The sequence below is a fragment of the uncultured Christiangramia sp. genome (assembly GCF_913046405.1).
GTDB lineage: Bacteria > Bacteroidota > Bacteroidia > Flavobacteriales > Flavobacteriaceae > Christiangramia > Christiangramia marina.
Genome location: NZ_CAJWRQ010000004.1, coordinates 32026 through 57197, shown reverse-complemented (window position 1 = coordinate 57197; position 25172 = coordinate 32026). Strand labels below are relative to the sequence as shown.

Here is a 25172-nt window from a genome sequence, read left to right as displayed (position 1 = left end):
AAGATACCCGTAAATACGGCAAACGACCAGATAATTTAAGCAGCGAAGAGCTGGCTAAACTATAAGCAGTATTAAGTTTTATAGAAAGGTCTGTATTGTAGATTTATTCTACAATATCAGGCCTTTACTTTTGTCTTTTTCATACTTACCATATACACCCCAACGAATACCAGTGTAGCCGCAATTCCCTTCGTCCAGTTCAGGGAATCTGCCCCAACCATGATGGCGAAGGTGATCGCGATAAGCGGTTGCAGGTATATGAATGCACTTATCGTTGATGCTGAAAGCTGCTTCAGGGCATAAATATTCAGTAAATAGGTCATAAACGTTGTTCCAAGAACCACAAATCCCATTTTCCAGATCGCATCCAATGGTAAATTGTTCCAGTCCACAGCAACAAATTCAGAATAAGTAATAGGAAGATTGATGAATACGGCGATTAAGAATAGCCACTTCATCAAAGTGATCGCATGATATTTTCTAGTCAGTGGTTTTACGAGTATAAGGTATAGACCATAAGAGAAGGCATTGACGATAAAAAGAACATTTCCTAACGGGATGTTAGGGGCGTTCTGGTTTTGATCTGAGCTAAAAAGCACCAACACCAGCGCACCTGCCATTCCTACAATGATCCCAATAGTTTTTAATAAGGTGATACGTTCTTTTATCAGGACGGAAGCAAGGATCAAAACCATTACTGGCGATAATGTAATGATGACCGAACTATTGATAGGTGTTGAAAGACTAAGCCCTTTAAAAAAGAACAGCATATTAATAACCATCCCAAAAATAGCACAGCCAATAATACGCGGCCAGTCAGAAGTTGCGATCTTTTCTTTCGGTGCAAAAATGCTTATCGACCAGAAAAGAATCGCTGCACCGGTCACTCGAAGTAATATAAAACCGAAAGGCTCGATATACAAAGGCATTAAACCTTTGGCAAGCGTATGGTTGATCCCGTAAATGGTGCTCGCTCCAATGGCTGCCAGAATGGCTAATAATCTGGTATTATCCATGTACAGAACTTTTTGCAGCTTCCACGGTCTTTTTAGAATTACCAATAAAAATTTTGTCTCCGTTAATGACCACCGGTCGCTTCAGGAATGTATAATGCTCCAGAATAAGTTCCTTATAATCAGGTTCCTCTAAAGACTTATTTTTTAGATCACGCTCTTTATACAACCTCGCCCTTTTACTGAAAAGACTCTCATAAGAACCAGCTAATAGATGCATTTCTTCCAATTGTTCCTTAGAAATAGCTTCGGTCTTGATGTCCTGAAGTTCAAAATCATCTGGAAGATCCAGCTCCTTCAAGATTCGTTTACAGGTATCACAGGTGGAAAGATGATAGACTTTTTTCATAACTGAGAGTTTTCGGAAAATGCAAAGAACGAATATTTTGTCGGGAAAACATATATTCTACGCCATCCTTAATCTTCAGATAAAACAGAAAGGTGATTGAGATTCCGTTTATTCACCTATTAAGATCATTAAAAAATCTGGATTTGAATTCCTTAATATCATTTAATAGGGTCAAAATTCACAAAATTTGAAGACATCTACGATCTATAAACTCACAGCAGTACTACGATATGGGTTGGAGGATTATGGCTCCTTCTGGCACCAATTCAGCCATTGATGCCCGATGATATCAATGGAGTTTACGAGCGATTTATTTGTAGTCTGCTGGTGATCTGGCCTGCAGTGATTTCCTATTATTTATGGAAGTCTGCTAATTTAGAAAATGCGAGTCACAATTAATTTAAACCGAAGCTATTTCAGATTTCTATATTACTCTTCTATAGTTTCTTTAGTCTTTAGATATTCTGAAATTTCTGCTCTGGAATAAGTCATTCTGAAACTTCCCGCGGAATAAGGAGCAATCTCATAAGCATTATAATGCAATACGATCTTCCCAGGATAGACACCGATATTAGCCGGAAGGTGGAACTTTTCATTTTCAAAGAAGAAACCGGTATTATTAATGCTCGCACCTTCAGGAATGTTCTGTTTAACGCGGAAATCCTGCTCTGCTTTTTTGATAAATTCCGAAGAAAAGAGGTCTTCTACGACTAATAGCTTGCCCGTTTCAGCGTCAAAATTGAGGTAACTCACACTATTATAGCCATGTGCACCACCGGTGAACATATCTGTAGTAAATTCCATGGAAACCAGCTCTTCGTTCTGCTGAATTACTTTTCCAAGCATCGTGGCTTCCCAAGGAAGGTCGTAATCGGGAAAGTCGGCTGCAGTTCTTTCATAATTCTGCAGAAATTGATCTACCAGTTTCCGGGGGGATTGTATACTATTAGCCTCTGTAAAATCCACAGTATTCTGGAGGAAGCTTTCCACTTCTAAATTGATCTTTTTCGAGATCTTTCCATCATTTTTTGCGACCGGGTAGCTGAGACTTATAAAAGTGCAATCTCCATTCTCAGGATCACAATTGTTATAACTGTTCTCAACGGTTTCCTGCTTAAATTCCAGGATTTCTATTTCGTCTTTTTTCTCCTCATCTGCACAGGAGAATAGAATCAGAATCATTAAAGCTGAAAGAATTGCTTTTTTCAAGGCTATTGGTGTTAAATTAGAGGATAAAGGTAAATTGAATTTTGTGAATGCTCAACGAGCTGATTACATTTGTTTACTACGATTTTCAGGCATTGAAAGGCTAATGTTCAAGAATGAACACAAGCACTTTTCGTAATTAAAAATTTTGCAATTTGAAGTTCAATACCAAGACTATACATGGAGGACAGGACAACGTGGATCCAGCTTATGGATCTGTCATGCCACCTATCTATCAAACCACGACCTATTCTCAAAGTTCACCCGGTGAACACAAGGGCTATGAATACTCCCGAAGTGCGAACCCAACCAGAACCGCACTGGAAAAATCACTCGCCAGTCTTGAAAACGGTGAATATGGTTTGGCATTTGGTTCGGGGCTGGCTGCAATAGATGCAGTGCTTAAAATGTTTAAACCAGGTGATGAGATCATCTCCACAAATGATCTTTACGGGGGTTCCTACAGGTTGTTTACAAAGATTTTTGAAGGTCTTGGAATAAAATTCAAATTCGTGGGAATGCAAGTTGCAGGAGATATTGAGCAGCATATCAATGAAAAAACAAAGCTCATCTGGGTAGAAACTCCTACCAATCCAATGATGAATATTATCGATATCGAGGCAGTTTCAAAGGTTGCGAAGAAGCACGAACTGCTTTTAGCTGTTGATAATACTTTTGCCACACCATATCTGCAAAGGCCTTTGGAACTTGGAGCCGATATTGTAATGCATAGCGCTACTAAATATCTGGGAGGTCACAGTGATGTGGTGATGGGTGGACTGGTCGTGAAGGACAAGGAACTTGCCGATAAATTATATTTTATCCAGAATGCGAGTGGTGCGATTTGTGGTCCTCAGGATAGTTTCCTTGTTTTGCGAGGAATCAAAACCCTGCATATCAGAATGCAAAGACACTGCGAGAATGGTCGAGCAATTGCAGGTTTTCTGAAGTCCAATGATAAAGTAAAAGACGTCTACTGGCCGGGTTTTGAAGACCATCCCAATCACGAGATCGCGAAAAAACAAATGTCAGGTTTTGGAGGAATGATCTCGTTCAATACAATAGAAAACACGCTGGAAAGCGCGCGTAAGATCGTTGAAAAATTGAAAGTTTTCACACTTGCCGAATCTCTTGGTGGTGTAGAATCGCTTGCAGGACATCCCGCCAGTATGACCCATGCCTCAATTCCAAAGGAAGAAAGAGAAAAAACAGGTGTGGTGGATTCCTTAATTAGACTTAGCGTGGGAATCGAAGATGAAGAAGACATAATCGAAGATCTTCGACAAGCTATTGGATAAATAATATTAATTTTAATTTCTGAAACCCCTCAAATGGGTTTCTTTATATATACCACGATGATTAAAACTTCAATTTTCTCACTATTACTTCTGCTAGTTTCAGGCTTTACTACTGCCCAGAATCTAAGTTCTCCAAATGCTGAACTTGAGATGAATTTTAGCCTGACCGATGCAGGTGAACCAACTTACGAATTGACGTATAAAGATAAGCCAGTGATCAAACAAAGTAAGCTAGGTCTGGCCTTGAAAGATTCAGAAGATCTGCTTAAGAATTTTGAAGTAGAAAATAGCAGTGAGACCAGCTTTGATAATACCTGGAATCCAGTTTGGGGAGAAACTAAAGATATAAGAAATAACTATAATCAACTTCAGGTTGAACTAATTCAGAAAGACACAGATCGTAAATTGATCCTTAACTTCAGACTTTTCGATGAAGGTCTTGGGTTTCGATATGAATTTCCGGAGCAACAGAATCTAACTTATTTTGTTATTGAAGAAGAACATTCTCAATTTGCAATGGCAGGAGATCACACCGCATTCTGGCTTCCCGGCGATTATGATTCACAGGAGTATGATTATACCGAATCAAAACTTTCAGAGATCAGTTCAAAATTTGATACGGCGGTTACCGGGAACGCTTCTCAGGAACAGTTTTCAAACACAGGAGTGCAGACTTCTCTTATGATGAAATCCAGGGACGGTCTATATATCAACCTGCATGAGGCCGCACTGGTTGACTATTCGCTAATGAACCTAAATCTTGATGAAGAAAATCTAATTTTTGAATCCTGGTTAACTCCGGATGCAGTTGGAAATAAAGGATACATACAGACTCCGGCAGTTTCTCCATGGAGAACGATCATGGTAAGTGACGATGCCACAGAGATCCTGGCTTCCAATATGAACCTGAACCTTAATGAGCCAAATAAACTGGAAGATACCAGCTGGATCAAGCCAGTGAAATATATTGGGGTATGGTGGGAGATGATCACAGGAAAAAGCTCCTGGGCGTATACAGATGAGTTACCTTCAGTACAACTCGGGAAAACCGACTATTCCAAAACAACTGCAAATGGCAAACATGCAGCCAATACAGAGCATGTGATGGAATATATAGACTTCGCCGCAGAGCATGGTTTTGACGCCGTTCTTGTGGAAGGCTGGAACGAAGGTTGGGAAGACTGGTTCGGCAAATCAAAAGATTACGTATTTGACTTTGTAACTCCGTATCCAGATTTTGATGTGGAAGCAATTCATAAGTATGCACAAAATAAGGGTGTGAAAATGATGATGCACCATGAGACTTCCGGAGCGATCAGGAATTATGAACGTCATATGGATACTGCCTACCAGTTCATGAATAAGTATGATTACCCTGCTGTAAAAAGCGGTTATGTTGGAGATATAATTCCGCGTGGTGAACATCACTACGGGCAGTGGGCGATCAACCATTTTTTATATGCTGTAACCAAAGCTGCAGATTATAAGATCATGGTAAATGCACATGAAGCGGTGAGACCAACAGGATTAAGGAGAACCTATCCAAACCTTATAGGTAACGAATCTGCTCGTGGTACCGAATTCCAGGCATTTGGAGGTTCCAAACCAAATCATGTGACCGTATTACCTTTTACAAGACTCATTGGCGGACCTATGGATTATACTCCCGGAATCTTTGAGATGGATATTTCTAAGCTGAATCCAGATAACAATTCCCATGTAAATAGTACGCTGGCGAATCAACTAGCTATGTATGTAACGATGTACAGCCCATTGCAAATGGCTGCTGATCTTCCTGAAAACTATATGAGATTTCCAGATGCTTTTCAGTTCATTAAAGATGTAGCATTGGATTGGGATGAAAGTGAATACCTGGAAGCGGAGCCTGGCGATTACATTACTGTTGCGAGAAAAGCAAAGGGAACCAATAACTGGTTCGTTGGAAACGTGAATGGCGAGAAAACGCGGACTTCAAAAATTGAATTTGACTTCCTGGATAAAGGTAAAACCTACATTGCAACGATCTACTCTGATACCGAAGATGCTCATTACAAAACAAATCCTCAAGCCTATGAGATCAAAAAGTACCGGGTGAATAGCAAATCCAGTTTGTCGCAGCAATCTGCTCCGGGTGGTGGGTTCGCGATCAGCATCATAGAAGCCGAAAAATCTGAAGTAAAGGACCTTAAAAAGCTATAATTTCAAATGGCCGGGATTTCTTTAGATAAGTTCCCGGTCATTAAATTTTCATAAGTGAAAAAACTTTTAGTAATAGTTCTGTTATTTATTACGGTTGAGTCATTCAGCCAGAGATACCGGGATTTTGAGGTGGGTCCAAGCATTAGTTATGCGCATACCTCCTTATATCTTTCTCAGAATGTTTTTGATAGCGGGGAGAGCGACAGCTTTACCAATTCAGGTTTTGAACCAAATTATGCAGTGGGAGTCTATGCGATCTATTACCTGTTACCAAAAGCAGGTTTTGGAGCTGAACTCTACTGGCAGCGAACTTCAGCTTCAGATCTTAGTGATAATGAACATTACAATTCTTTGACTTTTATGCCCTATGTTAATTTCGACCCCTTTAACCAGATCGAAAATGTACTCTTTGGGGCGGGAATTGGAGCGTCGTTTATTCAAAATGCTCCGGATTATGGGAATGTACTTGAAGAGGATATTCGGGTGATCACGATCCCGGCAAAATTATCTGTCTCCTACCGGGTTCGTAATCAATTTACTTTTGAAATCTCCGCACAGGCAGAGGTACTGGAAGTAGTAAAGGATCAGGTACGAAGAAACTCCATTTTACTGGGATTCAAAATACCTTTTAATCGTGTTTTCGGAAATTATCGTTAAGGCTTAAAGATCGTTTTAAAAACTTCTATCAGTTTATCAACTTCTTCCAGGGTATTGTAGTGTACCAGGCTCACTCTTATCACGCCGTTATTATCTTCCAGCTGAAGGTCCTGAATTAATTTTTTAGCATAGAAATCACCAAACCTGATCCCAATATTATGAGGATCTACTGCTTCTACAATTTCATTACTTCGGAAGTTTTGGTGCAGAAATGAAATAGTAGGCACTCTTTTTTCAGCAGCAGCACTGGGTTGTCCAATGATCTTTATTTCTGAAACTGAATTTAAATAATCCAGAAGTCTTGTGGCCAGCTTCTCTTCATGGGTAGAAATAAGCTCGTAGGTTTTATTCAATTTTTCCTTAAACTGAAGATCTTTTCCCTCGAAATGATGATCGTGCAATTCAGCATAGTAATCGGTAATTCCGGAAACCGCATAGGTAAGCTCGAAATTGAAATTTCCGGGTTGCAGTTTATAGGGAACAGCATTTTTATCTATAAAATAATGGTTGATACTTTCCAGCTCTTTCAGTAAGTCATACTTACCGTACATCATGGCCAGGTGTGGTCCATAAGTTTTGTACCAGCTAAATGTATAGAAGTCGACATCCAGCTCCTGAACGTCCACTTTTCTATGCGGAGCGTAGGCGACACCATCTACACAGATCAAAGCACCTGCTTTATGTACTATTTCAGCGTATTGCTTAACGGGATTGATCGTTCCCAGCACATTGGAGGCGTGAGTAACTGCAACGAGTCTCGTCTTATCTGTCAATAAATGTTCAAGATCTTTTATATCCAGTTCCAGGGATTCTGGATTTATCTGCCAACTCTTAACTTTGAAGCCAGACTGTTCAAGATCTGTCCATGGAGAAACATTCGCCTCATGGTCTGTATTGGTAACAATGATCTCATCTCCCTTTACCCAGTTCTTACTAATGCTTAGGCTAAGAATTCGCATAAGCATAGTTGTACTGGAACCCATCACGATCTCCTCAGGTCTGGAAGCATTGATAAGCTCTGAAACAACTTGGGTAGAAGCCTTTAATCTGTCTCCGGCTTCCTGGGAAACAGCGTAAGAAGCACCTAGCTGTACATTGGAATGAAGCAAATATTCTGTGATCTTGTTGGTGACCTGCTTTAAAACCTGTGATCCTCCAGCATTATCCATAAAAACGAAATCCCGTTCAAGCGCAGGAAATTGTTCTCTTACAAATTTGATGTCTATCATTCTTCCAATAGGTTTTCATTAAATAGTTCAAGTATTCTTCGGTATTCATCTGTCCAGCTACTAGGCTCCACGAATCCGTGATCTTCCACTGGATAAACGGCAAGTTCCCAGTTCTCTTTTCCTAATTCGATCAAACGCTGACTAAGTCGTACCACATCCTGAAAATGCACGTTTACATCTACCATTCCGTGAGCGATCAACAAATCACCTTTAAGGCCTTCAGCAAAATAAATTGGTGAGGAGCGCTTGTAGGCGATGGGATCCTGGGAAGGTTCGTTAAGAATATTGCTGGTGTAGCCGTGGTTGTAATGCGCCCAGTCTGTTACAGACCTTAAAGCAGCACCTGCCTGGAAAGTATCAGCTTCAGTAAATAAAGCCATTAAGGTGATAAATCCACCATAACTACCTCCATAAATACCCACTTTTTCAGGATTGATATCATGCTCATCTATAAGATATTTCACGCCATCCACCTGGTCGTTCAGGTCTTTTCCACCCATATGCCTGTAAATTCCAGTTCTCCAATCCCTTCCATAACCGGCACTACCACGGTAATCGATATCGATCACGGTGTAACCAAGATCAGTTAAGAGGTTATGGAACATATATTCGCGAAAATAGCTGGACCACCATTTGTGAGCATTTTGCAAATAACCTGCACCGTGTACGAAGACAACGGCAGCATCATTTTTCACATCTTCTTCAGGCAGGTATAGTCTGGCTGGAACTTTTGCGCCATCCTGCGCTGTAAATTTAATAAGTTGAGGTTCACGCCAGTCATAAGCCTTAAAGGCTTCAGATCTGCCATCGGTTACCTGGATCGTTTCAGCAGTCGTTGAGGTTTCTTTTAGAAATAGTTCTTCCGGTTTGTTCATATATGAATAGGTGATCGCCATTTGCGATTCATCTGGAGATAACCGTACATCGTTATTCCCGGTCATGGAAGTAAGTTGCTCCATGTTACCGCCCATTAAAGGCATCTTATAAAGATGTCTTTCCCCGGTATGAACTTTCGAAGAAGTGAAATACCAGTACTTTCCATCATTTGAGATCATAGGATCAAAAACTTCATATTTCCCGGGAGTAAGATCTTTCTTTTTCCCTGTTTTCGTATTCAGGATCACTAAATGAGAATAGCCTGATTCTTCAGTCTGAAAATAAATATGCTTATTATCTGGCAACCATCCCATAGTTTCATATCCGTAGTAAGTATAACCAATTCCCGGTCCTGCGAGCCATGCTTCATCCCTTTGATGGTCAAGCGTTTCAAATGTTCCGGTTTCAAGATTCACAGCCACGATCCAGCGGTCCTTATTATCTGTAGAACGTATATTTACTACCGCTTTGTCTCCTTCAGGACTAAATTTCATGGAAGATGGAATTACCGGTCGCGGCTCTTCTTTCCATTCTTTTTCAGGATAGTCTGCAGTATAATCAGGTAGTTTTGAAATTCCAGGTAGACTGGTGAAATCAAACTTTAGTACCGTATCCTTTTCAATTTGATAAAGCGCCAGTTCTGCGGAATATTTTAGATCTCCAACCTTGCTTCTGGCCGAAAGATCTTCAGTGTATCCACTTTCATCTACATAATTAGGAACGCCTGTGTTTTTTCCGCTTTCCCGGTCGATTAGGCTGAATGCAGCATATTTAGCATTTGGCGAGATCACGAAATTGCTCATGTTCTTGCTGTCCACGAAAAAAGTAAATTTTTCAGGATCGCTGGTAGATTCGCGGTACTTTTTCGATGCTTCCCTGTTCTCTCTACGCTCTCTCACAACCTGTAAAAGATCAAGGTTCTCGTCCTGAAGCCATTGATCCTTTTCGTTTAGTTTTTTATCTGCGGAAGCTTTTTTCGATCCAGATTTGATATTGGTTAGTTGCTGAAGCGTTCCGTTTTCGAGCTGATAGATAAATGCGTTGTCTTCAGCTTTAAAAAGAATTTCATTTTCTGAAGCTGAAAATTCAGGATCACTTATTCTGAAGGGCAAACTGATCAATTCCTTTTTGGATCGATCATTCATATCGTAGATGACGAGTTTTCCTTCATCTGTATACAGCATTTTCTTTCGGTCACTACTGAATTTACCGTAGGTTGGGATCATTGCTTTAGATTCTTCCGAAGAAACCTTTAAAATCTTTTGAGGATCATCTATCGTGATTTTATAAAGACTGTCTGCAGCATTCCCTTCAGGATTGTACTGAAAATAGACATTTTCACTATGAATTCCCCAACGAACTCTATCAGGAAAGTTACCCATCCATTGCGGATCCTGCATGATCTTCTCGACACTAAGTTCTGAAGTTTGGGCATTTAGCTGTAAAAATGGGAGGCATAGGATGGCGAGAAACGCGAATCTTTGAAGCATTGGTGAAAATTTACGATTTTGGAAGGCCAATATAGCCAAATTTTAACTCCGCATTAAACGTTTTCGTACCACTGCGGTCTAATTTCAAAGCAATTGTTCTAAAAAGAACGATATTGTAAAATACATCAACCAATCTTTACATTATGACAAAAAAATTATCCTTAGCCTTTTTATTTTTCATCTCCTTTTCGGCTGCATTTGCGCAAAGCACCCAGGAAATGGTGGAGAAAATCGTAAAAGAAGCAGAAGGCAATTCAGAACTTGAAAATCTTGCGCATGAATTACTGGACGTTGTAGGTCCAAGACTTGTTGGGACGCCTCAAATGAAACAGGCTAACGACTGGGCGGTAAATAAATACAAGAGCTGGGATATTGATGCGAGAAATGAAGAATGGGGAAAATGGAAAGGCTGGGAGCGCGGTATCACACATGTAGACCTTATCTCTCCAAGAATTCAGAGCCTTGAAGCACGACAGCTGGCCTGGAGTCCATCTACCGGTAAAAAAGGAGTACAGGCTGAAGTTATCATCCTTCCGGCAGCAAAAGACTCTATGGACTTCGTAAATAACTTGAAGTCGGTTAAAGGGAAATTCGTGATGATCTCGATGCCACAGCCAACAGGAAGACCGGATGATAACTGGGAAGAATGGGCTACAGAAGAGTCATTCGAAAAAATGAAAAAGGATCGTGATAGTTTAAGTGAAGTTTGGAGAGAACGTACTTCAGCCAGCGGATTATCCAGAAGAGAATTACCTCAGGCACTGGAAAAAGCAGGAGCAGCCGGGATCATTTCATCTTACTGGTCTCGAGGATTTGGAGTAAATAAAGTATTTTCTTCATATACAGAAGAAATTCCAACCATCGATATTTCACTGGAGGATTATGGGATGCTATACAGGCTTGCAGAATATGGTGATAAACCTGAATTAAAAGTAGTAGCTGAATCTCAGGAGCTGGGAGAAGTTCCTACTTTCAATACAATAGCAGAGATCAAAGGTTCAGAAAAGCCTGAAGAATATGTGATTCTTTCAGCACACTTTGACAGCTGGGATGGCGCAACTGGTGCAACTGATAATGGAACAGGAACTATCGTAATGATGGAAGCGATGAGGATTCTTAAAAAGTTGTATCCAAATCCAAAAAGAACGATTCTGGTAGGACACTGGGGTAGTGAAGAACAGGGATTGAATGGCTCCAGAGCTTTTGTGAAGGATCATCCGGAAATCGTTGAGAATACACAGGCATTATTTAATCAGGATAACGGAACTGGAAGGGTAGTAAATATTTCTGGAAACGGATTCCTGCATGCATATGACTATATAGGACGCTGGTTGTACGAAGTTCCAGAAAATGTTACTACGCATATTGAAACCAATTTCCCTGGATCTCCAGGAAGAGGAGGATCTGATTATGCATCCTTTGTAGCGGCTGGAGCACCAGCATTCAACCTAAGTTCATTGAGCTGGGATTACTGGAATTACACGTGGCATACCAACAGGGATACTTACGATAAGATCGTTTTTGACGATGTTAGAAATAACGTGATCCTTACAGCGGTACTTGCTTACATGGCTAGTGAAGATCCTGAAAAGACATCCAGAGAACAGATTAGCTTACCAAAAAGTCGTAGAACCGGAGAGCAGATGACATGGCCAGAGCCACGCGATGCAACTCGTAGAGGAGGTCTTGACGAAGATTAAAAATTAAATAATTATGGAAGCGGTCAATTTGCCAATTTCTTTTTGAGCACATTGGCCGCTTTTGTATATCCTCCATTTCCACCATCTATAAAGTGGATATGTTCATCTGTCTTTATGTTTCGAACATAGCAGGACATGATACTTTCTTCACTAATATGAAAACCATATTTAATGAGACCCTGTTTTTCAACACTATCAAGGTATTTGAAAAGTTCTTTTCTTTGATCTGCGCTACCGGTGATCACAGTATTAATTCTGCCATCGAGGCTTAGATTATCAGATAATTCCACCATTCGCTTTAAATATGTTTTTCCAAGATTGGTGTTTCTAAGATAAAACTCCCCGAACAGGCTAATCAAAACTCCTTTTAGAAATTCCGGAATATTACTGTCACCCCACTTAACCTTTACATCATTGCTAATTCGGTCAAAACTGGTGGACATTTTAAGCTTGTCTGTAGAGATTGGTCTTCTGCGTTGCGTGGAACCGTAGATCTCGTTGAGCTTTTCGAGAATATCTGAATAAACTTCCGGGTAGTTAGCATCACCGCATCCAGCTATAAGAAGGCTTAAAACTTCCTGGTTTTCCAATGGTGGTTTGATTTTGTCCCATTTACAATCCATCCCGGATAGATTCAGAGAAATTTGATCTTCTTCGATTTGCGGGGATTCAGGTCTTTCTTTGATAAGCTTTTCTGCAATTAGTAATCCCTGACCCATGATAATCGGGATCACCAGAGATTCTGTAGTACTTACGCGAGCTATCTTTAATTCGATCCCATCCCGATAAAGATCTTTCACAGGATAAGTTCCCAATGAAAGTTCGAATTTAAAATTCTTCTGAACGTTCCTGTTGTGTTTCTCAAGAACAGATAAAGCTTTGGTAGTTATACTATCAGGTATTAAAAAAGTAGCTCCATCGCCTCCAAAAAAGAATGGAACGGTGATCCCTTCAGAAATGGACAAATTTAGTATAGCGATCACACAGCCGGTAGCTACCAGGTTCACTTCTTCATGCCTGCCTTCGTTGACTGCTTTGGTAGAATCCCGAATATCTGCAACCAAGACATGCCAAGTTGGTGGAACCTCCTGAAAATTGCTTCTGTCTCGAAAAAGTTCATGAATAGCCAGATCACTAATCGGGACTTCGGTATAGAAATTACGATGCTTGTCCATCATAGAACTTCTGTCGAAATGGATGTGTAAAAATTTCGGATTTTAGAATTAATTGAGCTCAGCACCCACAGCTACTGAACAGTCATGCCCAGGTTGCCCGTGTGGAGGATTAATCGTTGGAGTGGCGCTCTGCATTCTAACAGGGCTAGTGGTCATAGGTTGGGCCGGAGTGTTTCCCTCACTTGTAAGAGGAGCTCCTACCGGTAGTTCACAACGATGACCTTCTACGCCATGAGCAGGATTGTATTTAAGCTCACTGCCTGCTGCCATATTCGTTTTCATCGAATTCGCAGTGCTTATGGTTTCTTTTTCTTCGGAAGTTTTCTCTTCTTCTTTTTTAGTCTCCTCACAAGCGATGAAGGCTATGAACAGAAGGCTTAAAAAACTAAATTTTATCAATTTTATCATATGGCTATCTTATTTAGTAAGTGTATCTAATTCTTCTTCTGAAATATTCAGAAGTCCTGATGCAGGCAATCTTTTGGTCATTTCTTTCCAGTTTTCATCTGCAGCGAAAACTTTCTTGAAAATTGGTTTTGCTTCTTCCATTCTCCCACTATTAGCAAGAGCTACAGCTTTCCAGTATTTCATTTCCAGGTTTTCAGGAAACATTTTTTCTGCAGTACCATATTCCTGAAGTGCTTTTTCCATATCGTTGGCTTCCACAGCAAGATCTCCTTTGTTCATATGCTCATAGGCACGGTGCACCTTCAGTAATCTCCCAAGTTCCATGATCGGAGTTTCGTGATCATCAACTCTAAGATCCACTTTTTTATCTTCCCAGCTTTTTTCGGTTTTTTCAGGACCTACGACAATAAGAGCAGCAGATTGTTTTCCTCGTATATCACCACCGGCTTCCTGCGCGGCCAGCATCACTGTGACCACTCTTTCAGCTAAAGCAAGATCTGAATTTGTAGCATAGGCATTTGCCATGGCAGGAACTACATTCTCATTTAACATCATATTTGCCTGTACAGAAAAATTATTACCCTGTATATCTTCCGCAGCCTGAACGCATTTATCACCAGTATAGGCAGAAACATTTCCGTTTATATCCAGAAATGCAACCTGACGGAAAGCACGGCCTTCATCTTCATCTACCATTTTAGCCAGCGCGATATCTGCAGGCATTCCATTTTCCATTAATTCAAGTCCCTGAGGACCGTAGGCCGGATTTACAAAGGATTGAGTAGCAACCACTCCAACACCAGATTTGCCCCAGGAAACTATAGAACCCACCGAAAACCAGTGACTTTGAACGCCTACAGCCATTTCACCGGTGACAGTATCTCTGGCAACAATTGAAAATGTATGCGCAAAAGCGCTTTTTTCATGTCCAATATTCTGTGCGTGAGTGCTGAATATCGATAAACAGAAAACTGCTAAAACTAATTTTTTCATACTTAACGAACTTAAAGTCTAAAGATATAGAATAAGACTGTAAATTTTAGAATTATGTGGTAGCGAAGTCTATGCCGATTTTTATAAATTCGTTCAATGGCCTCATAGTTCAATGGATAGAATAGAAGTTTCCTAAACTTTAGATCCAGGTTCGATTCCTGGTGAGGCCACTGGAAAGGGTATAGCTCAAACCAAAACCTTGTTAATCTTATGATTATCAAGGTTTTAATTTTTTTTTGGTATTATGTGAATTCATCTGAAATCAAGCATTTTGAAACGCAGATCGTCAACATTTTGTCAACAAAAATTCTTATCTTAGAAAGGCGTAAACCTGCGTAATCACTGATTTGACTTTCATATTAATGTTTCATCTAAACACGTCAAATCATGCGTACTTCGTCAACATTTTCAGTACTGTTTTGGATACACATCCAAAGAGCAAAGGGCGGTGAAGCCCCTATTTATGTTCGTATATCACTGTATAACAAAAAGTTAAACATTAGTTTAAAGCGTAAGATCGCCATAGAATTATGGGATTCCAAAAGGCAAAGATCAACGGGCGTTGACGCTTTCGATTTAGAGCTCAATGAGTTCCTAGACCAGGAATACTCTATGCTTTTTCAATATTACCAGGAATTAAGGATAGAAGGTAAGGTTCGATCCCTGGAAAATATCAAGAAAAAATACTTCGGGGAGACTGAAAAATTGTACTCTTTGGAGGATATATTCGAATACCATAATACAACTTGTTTTTCAAAGTTAAGGCCGAATACTAGGCGGCTTTATAATACCAGCCAGAACTATATCCGGAAATATTAAACAGGAGTTTGGTAGAAAGGATTATTACCTACAAGAGTTAGACTATAATTTCGTATTGAAGTTCGAAAACTTTCTAAGGATTCTAAAGCCAAAACATTATCAGAAGAATTTGCAACATAATGCGGTTATGAAGCATATTCAACGACTGAAGAAAATGATATCATTGGCTTACCGGATGGAATGGATCGATAAGAACCCTTTTTTAAAGTTTCAATCTACTTTAGAAGCCAGGGAGCGAGAATTTCTATCATCAGAGGATCTTAGGAAGATAGAAGACAAAGATCTTGAATTAGAAAGATTGGAAAGGGTACGGGATTTATTTGTTTTTAGTTGCTATACCGGGATAAGCTATGGAGATTTAAATTTACTGAAACCTGAAAATCTAACTATTGGCATTAATGGCAAACTATGGATTGTAACCAGAAGAATGAAAAATGGAAATTCTGTAAAAGTGCCCTTGTTGAGAAAGGCCGTTTCAATTATTGAAAAATATAAAAACGATATAAGCTGCCAGGTAAATGATTCTTTATTGCCTGTGATCTCTAATCAAAAGGTCAATCAATATCTAAAGGAAATCGCAATAGCTTGTGAAGTAAAAAAGCATGTAACTTTTCATTTGGCCAGGCATACTTTTGCTGCTACGGTAGCTCTATTTAACGGAATGCCTATTGAAACAGTATCGAAAATTTTAGGGCATAAAAACTTTCTACTACCCAGATCTATGCAAAGGTTGTGGAGAGAAAATTGAGCGATGATATGGATTTTCTCCAAAAAAGACTCGATGGAGAAAATGGAGATATTAGTAAAGAAGTTTCAATTAGCTGATTTTCCAAAAAAGAGGGAATATTGCATTGGCTGATGGCAGCAGGTCTTTGTTAGTTAATTTGATAAATCCGGTTTCGTTTGTTTTAGCTTGTTGAAAACATGTCTAATTATGGCACTTAGCGATTAGTATATTAGAGAGATACTTCCTCTCTTTTTCCTCATAAATTAAAACTCAATGAATCAATTTTTTTATTAAAATTCTTCTGCTTTATGCAAGAGAGTTAAATTTTTTTCTTCGATTTCAATCCTAGTTTCTAAATGGAATGGTCTGGAATTATTTCCTTTAGTGGAGCAAGCATGTCCAATAATCTAAGGTGAGGTTTAAAGAAACACTCACTAAATGCGTAGAGCATATACAACGCGTGGGTTACTCTTATTTTACATGATACCCTCAATATATCTTGCTGATTTTGGACGTATTTTATATTGAAATCCAAATTGCAATCCTATTCTAAAATAAGATAACTCATAACTGTAGGCACTATTATTATCTAGCAAACCAAGATCATATTCAGTTCGTAATTTTATACTGTAGGAAAATGAATCTGTTATTTGTTTTTCCAAACCGAACTGTCCTACCAAGCTGAGCTTTTGCTTTGAGAAAAATTCATCTTCAATCACACTTTTAACCATATCTTCATTTTTATTATAGAGTGTTCTTTTACCATTCTCAATGGTTATAATCTGAAGACGATCCTCAATTTTCAAAAAGTAATCGTTCAAGCTTAGAAATTGACCACCTAAACCAAAAGATATCCTAGTATCCTTTTTATATCCCATTGCCATCCATAATTTATTAGTAATGGAACTTTTATATAACTTAATTCACTAAGATAATGTGATCCTTCTTCAACAAAACTAAGTGCCTTACCGTTATAAGTTTGTTCCGAATACTGCATTCCCCCTTCTACCTGCCAGGAATCTGATGTATTATATTTAATTGAAATACCTAAATTATATCCTCCAGATAGGCCCTCACTTTCTACGTTAGAATCGCTCTCTGAATTTAAGGCTCCAAGAAAAAATGGGTTTAAATTAGCTTCTAATCCCCATTTGTTTTCCTGGGCTTTGACATTTAATGAAATCAAAATTATAGCAACTATGCCCATTTTTTTATCATCTATTCAATATTATTTGTTGGTTCGATTCATTTTTATCAATAATTATTCTTACACCAGATTAGTGGCACAGAGGCTGTATCAAAAATGCACAGGCACTGGTGCGCCTTGGTTGCATTTATAAGACAAGCAGTGTACCATTACTGTATTGGCACTGTACTACCAGTGAACAAGTACTGGAATCTTTGATAAACAATACAAACAGGCAAACAATAATAAACTTCCAAATGACTGGCAGGCATTTTTTACAAATTTAATTCTTTTGAAAAAAGCACCAGAGTCCAGGATTAAAGTTTCTATCTCAGGATGATTTTAGATGCTATTTCTTAGCTTTTAACTAGCCTTTGATGTATGATTATACTGATGAATAAAAAAATCATTAATTGCCCTTAAAATGCCGTATTTAAACGTTTAAATGTTTTCCATTGTATTAGGTTTAATTTATAGCAATTTGATGTTCCGCTAGTCATCAATCATGAATTCTCAGCTATTTTTTATCCATTCAAATAGCAATTTCGGAGTAATCCTGAATATCTAAATTCTAGATGCTCCAAAAAATGTTTTATTGATAAAAGTGTATTCTCAAACTTTTTACAATTAGTGCTTTCTTTTTAGAAAGTTCTGTTTGTTAAAAACAAGAATCCTATTTCATGGTAATTGCATTGCTGAAGAATGAATTAAATTACAAAATCATTTACTTTTTTTACCTGGCGCATTTTCCTTTTGCTCTTCATTGAATTTTGCATTCAGATCAAAATGAAACTAATAATGCCTTTTATCATTTACTTCTTTCAGAGCTGTATGCATTACCTTTTGATGCATGACGGCATTTCAGGATTTGAAATTAGAAATGGACTTATAAAAAGCGAAGCGGCTTTATGCAGTCCGCTAATTTCAAATGCTATTGATTTGGCATCAAAAGGTAAGGCTATGAACGATCAGAGAATTATGAATGATTGATCGGTCTTTTACAGTGAGCCCTTAATTATGGAAATCTATCCAGCGGACTTAAGTCATAAAAGTTCTTCGATTAAGTACTTTAGAAATCCATCATACTTTTTTGACTTGGGTCCAAGACGTTATGAATGAACCTCTTTTTCTGAAACGTAGCATTTGCGAAGAGAAAGGAAATGGGGTGAGTGGGATACTCTAAAATATTGTTTTTCCGTGAAAAATATATCCGTTTATAAGGCCTTCGAAGGGTTTTTCCGTGAAAAATTTTAGAGTAGAATTTCTAATTCATTCAATTTGTAGGCAATAAACCTCAAATAGACTTAAAACTAAGGGGGAATGGATTGTAACGGGGCTTGGCCCGTTACCCTCTTGCTATTCCATTCCTTCATTTCATTTTGGAATTCTCATATTATTTACCTAAACCTAATAGTTTTTAGAACGGAATTTCCATCATTGAAAAGAAGGAACATTAGAACCAATTCTTCACTTAAAAACTTCAACACTTTAATAGGAATTATTTAATTTTTTAGAATTAGATAAATATTTTTCTACATTAACCTTATTTACTTTCAGGGATTTAAATTGATCATAATATGAATATAAGTACTTACTTATTATATCCTGAGCATTTTCCTATTTTCAAGCTGAAGTTGTTTTTTCTAGTATTTAGACTAAAATCCAGAACAACCAATCCTCTCTATTTAATTTCTATAGCCTCTATAATCTTTCTGCTAATATCTTAAATAACACTCACAGCAGTCATGTAAGTAATCTAGGAGATGGAAGATTTTAAAAGTCTCATTTAAAACCAATCGAGCTATTTGGAGATTTCTAGGAGAACTTCCATAAAAAGTTTTTTCAGTTTTTAAGGAGGTTCAAGATTTGTTCAATGAAGCTCTGGTTCCAAAACGAAGTCATGTCGTAATAGAGGTTGATGGGGTTTTGGGTGTCATTACAAGTATTCTCTTAAAGTTTGTTCCTTTCATTGGGCTGAGTGTGTGTAACTCAGGTAAAGGAAGTTAAAGGGATCCCATTTATTGATCTCGTAAAAACTAAAAGGGTTGTGATAAAAATCACAAGGAAATTGAGAATAAACCTCTAGAAAATCACCTTAGGAACTCCTTAGCCAGGCATTCTTTTGTTATAATCACTATGAACAGCTAGTTAAAAAGGCGTAAAATCTTCAGTAACAACAATTGAAATAGCAATTTCCGAATTACAGAGATTTTTGAGTGATTACAGACATTATAGGGAGACTTACAATTATTTCCCTCTGAAAATTGAGAAACTATTAATGGTAGTGAAAGTTTGTCCTAAATGGATAGTCACTGGTTAAAAGCTTTTCTTTTTACTAATTTTATAAGCTAAAAAAAAGCCTATGATTTTAATCATAGGCTTTAAATGCGAATTTGATCTATTCCAACTAAAACATTTATTCGCATATTAGTTTTACCGTGAAAAAAGAGAAATGAAACTAGCTCCATCAGCTTCAAATTTTAGCTCTCCATTTTTCGGCTTTAATGATTTGCCTTTTTTAAAAGATTCCTTGCTATTAGTAGTATATAGGGTAAATGAACTTACACTTTCCGGAATTCCAATAATAGTAATTTCTCTAGTTGCGCTTTTATTCACCAGATGAAGAGCATATTCACCGTTTTTTTGATCTCCGAGGGCAGTAGCAGTAATCATTTCTTCTTTAGAAATAAGAGGAATAACGTTTAGTCCTTTAGGAGTGGTGCCCAGTTGTTTCAAATTAAAAAAGCGTTGTGTGGGATGTAATTCTTCTTCATCATTACCAAACACTCCACCGCCCGATAGCACCGAATAATCTGAGGTCAACTGCCATTGAAGAATACTCAAAGGCTGGGCTATTTTCAGTATTTTTAGGTAAATGCGTATTTCCTCAAGGGCATAAGTAGACTCTTCAAAGATCTGCGGATAACGCCATGCCCCTGCATCAATACTACCTTCACCAACAAAAAGAGGTTCATCAACACGATTCGCAATATCATGCCACTTTATAAGGTTTTCATCAGTCCAGCCTCTCCAGGAGTGAAAAGAGACACCGCCTATAAACGGTAGGCTTTCTGGATTAATCGATGCCTGAGTGGTAAAATCCCAGCCATTGGCATCTGCCGTATCTCCAAGAAGAAATTTGGTTTTTAGTCCGGCATTTTTAAAGTAATTTCCAAGTTCTTCTATTAACTGTTGATGTTCTTCAGGCGTTTGTCTCACATCAATTCCAAGGTCCGATTCATTAAAGGAGAACATCACGGTCTCCACGCCATATTCTTCTTTTAAAAATAAAATATAGGCAGTAATTGATTTATAAATTTCTTCCTTTTTGGACTGATCTAATTGATTCCCCCGGCTTCCGTCAAGATTGACTCCCTCTGCTCTTTTACCTATTATAGCCCAGTCTGGGGCAAACCAGGCAGCCAGAATCACTGGAATACCTTTTTCATCGAGTCGTTGCGCCATTTCCATGGAAGCTTTTACTTTCGGATCTAACTTTCCTTTTTTCGCCTCAGCTATTGGATCCTTGTCAGGGTCTGGATGCCACTGTTTCCATGGAAGTTCTACTCTGCTCCAGGCCACCCGTAAATTTTCCAGTGCATAATCTATCACCTGAGGATCTGCGTTCTGATTTTGTAAACGAAAGTTGCCTCCGATTCCATCAAAAGCATTTCCTTCCTGATCTGGATAAAGCTTCAAAGTCACCGGGGAATTATCCATTTCTCCGGAAACTTCAATATCAAAGGAGTTTTTATAAGTTTTATTTGCTGCAATATTTCCAGTTGCGATAGCAAAATTTAACTGGTATTCTGGATTTAGAGAGTCTGCCCCAGAAGTAATAATTAATTCGGTGGCCTCTTTTACGATAATTGTGATTTCCCGGTTTTCTGAATTGACAGTTACAGATTTTACAGGAGCTTTATATTCAGCATTTTTAAATTCTGAATGAAAATTTGAAACAGTAATCTTTTCGGGATTGCTAATTTTGAAACTGGCGTTTGTGCCAAATGCTTCCGGTAGTTTTATTCTGAAATACGCTCCCTGCAGAAGCGAGTCTTTTGGGGAAGTGAAATCTACCTGAATATTGGCTTTTCCTTCTCCGGTTGTTTGAAGCTTTTGATTCCAGCTGATGTCACGCATTCCGTAATTGAAGGTTTTAACTCCATTTTCCCTTTTAAAGTCCGTTTTCTGACCTTCCTTCCGGGTTTCCCACTCGTTACCGTTTTTATTTATAATCACAAGACTGGAGTTAAAATCGAAAAAACCGTTTTCCGTTCGAATTCCCGTAAGGTTGCCCCAGGTCTCGAATTCAGCCTGTGCTGAGACTTCCTGAGCCACACCCGTGACAAATAGTAGCAGGATTAATGTATGCTTAATTCTTAATTTCATCTTTAGTTAATGTATTTGAAAAATTATATATCTCTTTTACCCGTTCCGGGCTATTTGCAGTTTGTAGCCAGTTAGACCAGACCATAAACCAGGACCATTTTGGCTGTTTTTCCAGAATGTTTGGTTTTGGTAATTCACCCACTTCTCCAAGAGCAATAGGTTTACCCTCTGCGAGTTCCAAAAGTTCCTCATAATCTTTCTGTTCGTAATCATAATGATAAACATCGGTGGCCAGGATATCTACATATTGAGCTCCCGGATAAAAATCCTTATAAGGAAAAGCTTCATCGTAAGGAATATCACGGGGAGCATTCGCATTCCAAACCCAAATGAGGTTATTTAATTGGTGATATTCGGTTAAACGGTCGTAAAGCATTTTCCAAAGCTTTTTATAAGCCTCTGGATTATTCCCCCACCAGAACCAAACTCCGTTCATTTCATGATAGGGCCTCCAGAGAACGGGTACCCCGGCTTTCTGTAATTCTTTAAGATGCTGTGCAAGATTATCTACCTGCTTCAACCAATTTGTATGTGTAGGAGAATCGGGGGTAAGCAATTCCTGCCATTGCTCATCACTAAATTCATTCTGAACACTTTCACTCCAGCCATACGGAGGATTTTCGGATGGTCTCCCCACATGCCACATAAGGGTTATTATAGAACCTTCGTTATGTTTTTTGATGGTCGCTTTTACAATTCTTTCTCCCGGATCTTTTTCCCCATTCCAGTAAAAGGCGGTTCCCCAGACTGCCGGATATTTACCGGTAATTTCCTGGGCGAGATTATAAAACTTATCGGGGTCTTCGTTATAACTATGCTGCCCGGCTAAAATTTTGCCATTTAAGGAATAAATATATTCTAACAACTGTTTTGTTTCAGGACCGGTGTTTGGATTTACGGGTGTTTGCCCATAACATAGAACAGAGGCAAGCAATCCGACAAAAAGGATCATTTTTTTCATTTATTCTGATTTAAAAGTTGGTCTGCAGCGAGTACTAAAAAGATATAATCTGTAGTGCCGCCTCCTAAAACATATTCGGTTTGTTGCCAGAGAAATGGCCATTCCAGTAATTCAGGAAAATCTGGTCTTATTAATGCCGTTCCGGAGCCAATTCCGCCCGGGATAAACGAGAATTCCCCACGATTCACTCCATAGGCCTGGGTTAATGATCTCGAGCCAACTCCAGATGCGAAAGAGGAAGTATTCACGCCCGGGTGAGAACCAAGCACAAAATTCAGGGCATTCAGCATATATTTCTTCGGAAAGATTTCGGGATAGCTCGTATGGAAATAATATTGTTTCATTCCAAAATTCTGAATTCCCCAGCCGGCACCCCAAATATCCGGTTCATAAGGCATTCCGTAAGGTGTTTTTTTACCTAACTCTACCACCTCTTCATAATATTCCTGAACAGCAGCCTTTATCTGATTCTTAAAATTATCATTTTGGATTAGCGGTAGGGCAGGCCCGACGATCCATCCGGTATTGCTAATATTAGCTATTATTGCTTCCGAATTGTTCACAAGAAAATCTGAATATTCCTGTTTATTAGTAGTTCGAAGCATTTCAACGGCTAGTTCGCTTTTTTGAACAAATGATTCTTTCTTATGTGTGTTCCAGATTGATTCGGCGATCGATAGGCATTCTTCAGCAAGTTCTGGATTAGAATTTTTCAAAACTCTAGAAGCAGCTGCAAGGGCTGCAGCGGTAGAAAGTTCTCTCCCCGGATTTTCTTCAGTAAAAACCCAGCGATCATCTGGAGCTCCCTCTAGGCCTACAGGAATCTGTTCATCTGCTTCAGAATTCGAAAAAACCTTATTATCGCTATGATTTACGGGGTCTCCCAGTAGAATGTATTGTCTTTTGTTAGGCACGATGATTCCGCGATAAAAACGCCCCATAGACTTGTAACCTCCAACGATTGAAAGAACACCGTGTTCTATTTGCTGTAACATATCGGGTTTGCCGTCGGGTTGAAGAATTTCTACGATCCGGGTATTTTCATCGATGCTGGTATTGTCGTAATCTACCCCGAAAAGTTCATAAATATGAGACAGTCCCTGAACCGTTGAAGCCTGGGATTCCACTCTAAGGTCATAATCCCCTGCATCGTGCCAGCCACCAATATTTATTCCGGGCACGTGCTCTCCGGATTCATACTTCGTAAGAGTTTCAGAACCTTGTAAATAACCATCAAAATGGTTATAATCTGTAGGAGCCATTCGCGCATCATCCATATGGCAGAGGCCATGCCAAACCTTATACCGGTCGTTCACGCGCATATGACACATCTGGACTGGTAAAAAATACTCAAGTGTAGGTTGCCAGACATCCCTTTGATAAACATCTTCACTAATCTGAAAAGCTTCCGTTTGATAATCGCCATATTGAACAACATACATCCCCGGTTTTTTCACTTCGGTAAAATCCAGTTGATAATATTTATATCGGAGAAAATCGCCCCATTCTTCTGGTTGTTTAGAGATCACTTCAGTATAACCGCCCTCATTATCAATTCGAAGTAGTTTTGCTTCTATTTTTCTGCTATCATTTGGATCTATTTCAATAACCGCTATTTTTTCCTGGGCAGGATGGTAACCCACCTGGGAAACCTGTACTACTGGGGAATAAATGAAGTCCTTTAGCGTATTTGGAGTAATAAGCCATTCAATAGCATTTTTAGTTTTTCCTGCGGGTACCAGCGATCTTACTATAAACCAGCCGTTACTATGAATAGCTCTGCCATCTAATAATTCCAAGCTATTTTCACCTAAATTTTTAATACTTATGGTTTGTTTTGGAGTTCCGGGTGCGATAACGAGCTTATTTCCCGTTGCCATTGGTTTGAGACGAAAGTCCCCTTCTTTGGTGTTCTTTCCAGGACCATTCGCCTGAATATTAAATATGCCGAAATCATCATCCATATAATAGGATTTCCCAAAAAGGATTCCGGGAAAAAATTCAATGTTCATCCCTACTTTTCCAACCCATTCGTCTGGTAATGGTTTATCGAGATCGACTATAATTTTAAAAGATTTCCCCTGAGGCACAATTTTAAGATCGTAACTCATATCAAGCTCGGGGTAAATAATAGGATTAAATCCTGTCCGGTCTTTGGAAGGATCTGGATAGCTCATATGCACACTTATTTCCTGCGTATCACGATTTAGCTGTCGCTCTCCAACCTTCGGAACAGGCTGCCATTGGCCGGGAGCAGGTTCAAGCCTTAGATCTCCATTGGTCGCGACACGAATCCCATTCTGGATAATGCCAACTCCGCCCTGATGACTTTCCGGATAAAAATCGTGGGCAAGCATAACGTTTGCTCCCCGTCTTTCCAGGTATTCCAGGTCATTAATCCTGAAAATATCTATAGAATCGGAAGTTTTTTGAGCATAAATATTTGCTATGCCTAAAATTGAAAAGAGTAAAATAAAATTTCGCATCATCTAAAATT

At 38.9% G+C, this 25172-nt stretch carries 21 protein-coding genes and 1 tRNA gene; 9 read left to right on the top strand and 13 right to left on the bottom strand.

The window, feature by feature from the left end:
* Positions 1-116 precede the first annotated feature (116 nt).
* Together QZ620_RS01140 and QZ620_RS01135 are read right to left on the bottom strand one after the other, a co-directional pair.
* Positions 117-1016: a DMT family transporter gene (locus QZ620_RS01140; protein ID WP_295178175.1), complete on the bottom strand. Its 900-nt coding sequence runs from the start codon at positions 1014-1016 to the stop codon at positions 117-119.
* Positions 1009-1362: an ArsC/Spx/MgsR family protein gene (locus tag QZ620_RS01135; protein ID WP_295178173.1), complete on the bottom strand. Its 354-nt coding sequence runs from the start codon at positions 1360-1362 to the stop codon at positions 1009-1011. The genes QZ620_RS01140 and QZ620_RS01135 overlap by 8 nt, the downstream gene beginning before the upstream one ends.
* A gap of 276 nt (positions 1363-1638) precedes the next feature.
* Between QZ620_RS01135 and QZ620_RS01130 the strand changes: the two genes are divergently transcribed.
* The gene (locus QZ620_RS01130; RefSeq protein WP_295178170.1) at positions 1639-1761 is read left to right on the top strand and encodes a hypothetical protein; all 123 of its coding nucleotides are present in this window, start codon (positions 1639-1641) and stop codon (positions 1759-1761) included.
* 30 nt (positions 1762-1791) lie between these two features.
* On the opposite strand, the gene QZ620_RS01125 is transcribed toward QZ620_RS01130, so the two are convergent.
* Complete coding sequence (locus tag QZ620_RS01125; protein ID WP_295178167.1) at positions 1792-2571, bottom strand: DUF3298 and DUF4163 domain-containing protein; 780 nt, start codon at positions 2569-2571, stop codon at positions 1792-1794.
* Between the two features lie 152 nt (positions 2572-2723).
* Here QZ620_RS01125 and QZ620_RS01120 point away from each other — a divergent pair, with 152 nt between their 5' ends.
* Genes QZ620_RS01120 through QZ620_RS01110 form a run of 3 tightly spaced genes read left to right on the top strand, consistent with a single transcriptional unit; the run spans position 2724 to position 6722 of the window.
* Complete coding sequence (locus tag QZ620_RS01120) at positions 2724-3866, top strand: cystathionine gamma-synthase (protein ID WP_295178165.1); 1143 nt, start codon at positions 2724-2726, stop codon at positions 3864-3866.
* Positions 3867-3923: 57 nt separating this feature from the next.
* The gene (locus QZ620_RS01115) at positions 3924-6065 is read left to right on the top strand and encodes a glycoside hydrolase family 97 protein (protein WP_295178181.1); all 2142 of its coding nucleotides are present in this window, start codon (positions 3924-3926) and stop codon (positions 6063-6065) included.
* Between the two features lie 54 nt (positions 6066-6119).
* Entirely contained in the window at positions 6120-6722 is a 603-nt protein-coding gene (locus tag QZ620_RS01110; RefSeq protein ID WP_295178162.1) for an outer membrane beta-barrel protein, read from the top strand.
* On the opposite strand, the gene QZ620_RS01105 is transcribed toward QZ620_RS01110, so the two are convergent.
* Together QZ620_RS01105 and QZ620_RS01100 are read right to left on the bottom strand one after the other, a co-directional pair.
* A complete protein-coding gene (locus QZ620_RS01105) occupies positions 6719-7951 on the bottom strand; it encodes a cysteine desulfurase-like protein (RefSeq protein ID WP_295178160.1) in 1233 nt (410 codons plus the stop codon). The two genes, QZ620_RS01110 and QZ620_RS01105, sit on opposite strands and share 4 nt — an antisense overlap.
* Positions 7948-10317 (bottom strand): S9 family peptidase, encoded by a 2370-nt coding sequence (locus tag QZ620_RS01100; RefSeq protein WP_295178158.1) that lies wholly within the window; start codon positions 10315-10317, stop codon positions 7948-7950. Before QZ620_RS01100 ends, QZ620_RS01105 begins: the two co-directional genes overlap by 4 nt.
* A gap of 143 nt (positions 10318-10460) precedes the next feature.
* Here QZ620_RS01100 and QZ620_RS01095 point away from each other — a divergent pair, with 143 nt between their 5' ends.
* Positions 10461-12017 (top strand): M20/M25/M40 family metallo-hydrolase, encoded by a 1557-nt coding sequence (locus QZ620_RS01095; protein ID WP_295178156.1) that lies wholly within the window; start codon positions 10461-10463, stop codon positions 12015-12017.
* Between the two features lie 23 nt (positions 12018-12040).
* On the opposite strand, the gene QZ620_RS01090 is transcribed toward QZ620_RS01095, so the two are convergent.
* From QZ620_RS01090 to QZ620_RS01080, 3 genes are read right to left on the bottom strand one after another with little or no spacing between them, the layout of a single operon-like run.
* Positions 12041-13195 (bottom strand): DUF3095 family protein, encoded by a 1155-nt coding sequence (locus QZ620_RS01090; RefSeq protein WP_295178154.1) that lies wholly within the window; start codon positions 13193-13195, stop codon positions 12041-12043.
* 45 nt (positions 13196-13240) lie between these two features.
* On the bottom strand, positions 13241-13600 hold the full coding sequence (locus tag QZ620_RS01085; protein WP_295178152.1) for a hypothetical protein: 360 nt from the start codon (positions 13598-13600) through the stop codon (positions 13241-13243).
* Between the two features lie 9 nt (positions 13601-13609).
* Entirely contained in the window at positions 13610-14593 is a 984-nt protein-coding gene (locus tag QZ620_RS01080; RefSeq protein ID WP_295178150.1) for a DUF1028 domain-containing protein, read from the bottom strand.
* Positions 14594-14691: 98 nt separating this feature from the next.
* On the opposite strand from QZ620_RS01080, the gene QZ620_RS01075 reads away from it, so the two are divergent.
* From QZ620_RS01075 to QZ620_RS01065, 3 genes are all read left to right on the top strand, one after another.
* Positions 14692-14763 (top strand) — tRNA-Arg (locus QZ620_RS01075).
* A 217-nt stretch (positions 14764-14980) separates the two neighbouring features.
* Complete coding sequence (locus tag QZ620_RS01070; RefSeq protein WP_295178148.1) at positions 14981-15412, top strand: Arm DNA-binding domain-containing protein; 432 nt, start codon at positions 14981-14983, stop codon at positions 15410-15412.
* Positions 15363-16160 carry a site-specific integrase gene (locus QZ620_RS01065; RefSeq protein ID WP_366935406.1) on the top strand — a complete coding sequence of 266 codons (798 nt, stop codon included), beginning with the start codon at positions 15363-15365 and terminating at the stop codon, positions 16158-16160. Before QZ620_RS01070 ends, QZ620_RS01065 begins: the two co-directional genes overlap by 50 nt.
* 455 nt (positions 16161-16615) lie before the next feature.
* On the opposite strand, the gene QZ620_RS01060 is transcribed toward QZ620_RS01065, so the two are convergent.
* Positions 16616-17023: a hypothetical protein gene (locus QZ620_RS01060; protein ID WP_295178146.1), complete on the bottom strand. Its 408-nt coding sequence runs from the start codon at positions 17021-17023 to the stop codon at positions 16616-16618.
* On the bottom strand, positions 16978-17346 hold the full coding sequence (locus QZ620_RS01055; protein ID WP_295178144.1) for an outer membrane beta-barrel protein: 369 nt from the start codon (positions 17344-17346) through the stop codon (positions 16978-16980). Before QZ620_RS01055 ends, QZ620_RS01060 begins: the two co-directional genes overlap by 46 nt.
* A gap of 777 nt (positions 17347-18123) precedes the next feature.
* Between QZ620_RS01055 and QZ620_RS01050 the strand changes: the two genes are divergently transcribed.
* On the top strand, positions 18124-18315 hold the full coding sequence (locus tag QZ620_RS01050) for a hypothetical protein (RefSeq protein ID WP_295178142.1): 192 nt from the start codon (positions 18124-18126) through the stop codon (positions 18313-18315).
* Between the two features lie 1443 nt (positions 18316-19758).
* Here the strand turns inward: QZ620_RS01050 and QZ620_RS01045 are convergent.
* From QZ620_RS01045 to QZ620_RS01035, 3 genes are read right to left on the bottom strand one after another with little or no spacing between them, the layout of a single operon-like run.
* Positions 19759-21714 carry a hypothetical protein gene (locus QZ620_RS01045; RefSeq protein WP_295178141.1) on the bottom strand — a complete coding sequence of 652 codons (1956 nt, stop codon included), beginning with the start codon at positions 21712-21714 and terminating at the stop codon, positions 19759-19761.
* Positions 21698-22666: a glycosyl hydrolase gene (locus tag QZ620_RS01040; protein ID WP_295178139.1), complete on the bottom strand. Its 969-nt coding sequence runs from the start codon at positions 22664-22666 to the stop codon at positions 21698-21700. Before QZ620_RS01040 ends, QZ620_RS01045 begins: the two co-directional genes overlap by 17 nt.
* Before the next feature lie 5 nt (positions 22667-22671).
* Entirely contained in the window at positions 22672-25161 is a 2490-nt protein-coding gene (locus QZ620_RS01035; protein ID WP_295178137.1) for a glycoside hydrolase family 9 protein, read from the bottom strand.
* Positions 25162-25172: the final 11 nt, after the last annotated feature.

Excerpts from the sequence above, each read along its gene's own strand:
- QZ620_RS01090 (WP_295178154.1), bottom strand. The coding sequence starts at position 13,195 with ATGATGGACAAGCATCGTAATTTCTATACCGAAGTCCCGATTAGTGAT.
- QZ620_RS01050 (WP_295178142.1), top strand. The coding sequence starts at position 18,124 with ATGCCTTTTATCATTTACTTCTTTCAGAGCTGTATGCATTACCTTTTG.
- QZ620_RS01105 (WP_295178160.1), bottom strand. The coding sequence starts at position 7,951 with ATGATAGACATCAAATTTGTAAGAGAACAATTTCCTGCGCTTGAACGG.
- QZ620_RS01140 (WP_295178175.1), bottom strand. The coding sequence starts at position 1,016 with ATGGATAATACCAGATTATTAGCCATTCTGGCAGCCATTGGAGCGAGC.
- QZ620_RS01055 (WP_295178144.1), bottom strand. The coding sequence starts at position 17,346 with ATGGGCATAGTTGCTATAATTTTGATTTCATTAAATGTCAAAGCCCAG.
- QZ620_RS01060 (WP_295178146.1), bottom strand. The coding sequence starts at position 17,023 with ATGGCAATGGGATATAAAAAGGATACTAGGATATCTTTTGGTTTAGGT.
- QZ620_RS01100 (WP_295178158.1), bottom strand. The coding sequence starts at position 10,317 with ATGCTTCAAAGATTCGCGTTTCTCGCCATCCTATGCCTCCCATTTTTA.
- QZ620_RS01035 (WP_295178137.1), bottom strand. The coding sequence starts at position 25,161 with ATGCGAAATTTTATTTTACTCTTTTCAATTTTAGGCATAGCAAATATT.
- QZ620_RS01135 (WP_295178173.1), bottom strand. The coding sequence starts at position 1,362 with ATGAAAAAAGTCTATCATCTTTCCACCTGTGATACCTGTAAACGAATC.
- QZ620_RS01115 (WP_295178181.1), top strand. The coding sequence starts at position 3,924 with ATGATTAAAACTTCAATTTTCTCACTATTACTTCTGCTAGTTTCAGGC.
- QZ620_RS01085 (WP_295178152.1), bottom strand. The coding sequence starts at position 13,600 with ATGATAAAATTGATAAAATTTAGTTTTTTAAGCCTTCTGTTCATAGCC.
- QZ620_RS01070 (WP_295178148.1), top strand. The coding sequence starts at position 14,981 with ATGCGTACTTCGTCAACATTTTCAGTACTGTTTTGGATACACATCCAA.
- QZ620_RS01130 (WP_295178170.1), top strand. The coding sequence starts at position 1,639 with ATGCCCGATGATATCAATGGAGTTTACGAGCGATTTATTTGTAGTCTG.
- QZ620_RS01095 (WP_295178156.1), top strand. The coding sequence starts at position 10,461 with ATGACAAAAAAATTATCCTTAGCCTTTTTATTTTTCATCTCCTTTTCG.
- QZ620_RS01040 (WP_295178139.1), bottom strand. The coding sequence starts at position 22,666 with ATGATCCTTTTTGTCGGATTGCTTGCCTCTGTTCTATGTTATGGGCAA.
- QZ620_RS01080 (WP_295178150.1), bottom strand. The coding sequence starts at position 14,593 with ATGAAAAAATTAGTTTTAGCAGTTTTCTGTTTATCGATATTCAGCACT.
- QZ620_RS01045 (WP_295178141.1), bottom strand. The coding sequence starts at position 21,714 with ATGAAATTAAGAATTAAGCATACATTAATCCTGCTACTATTTGTCACG.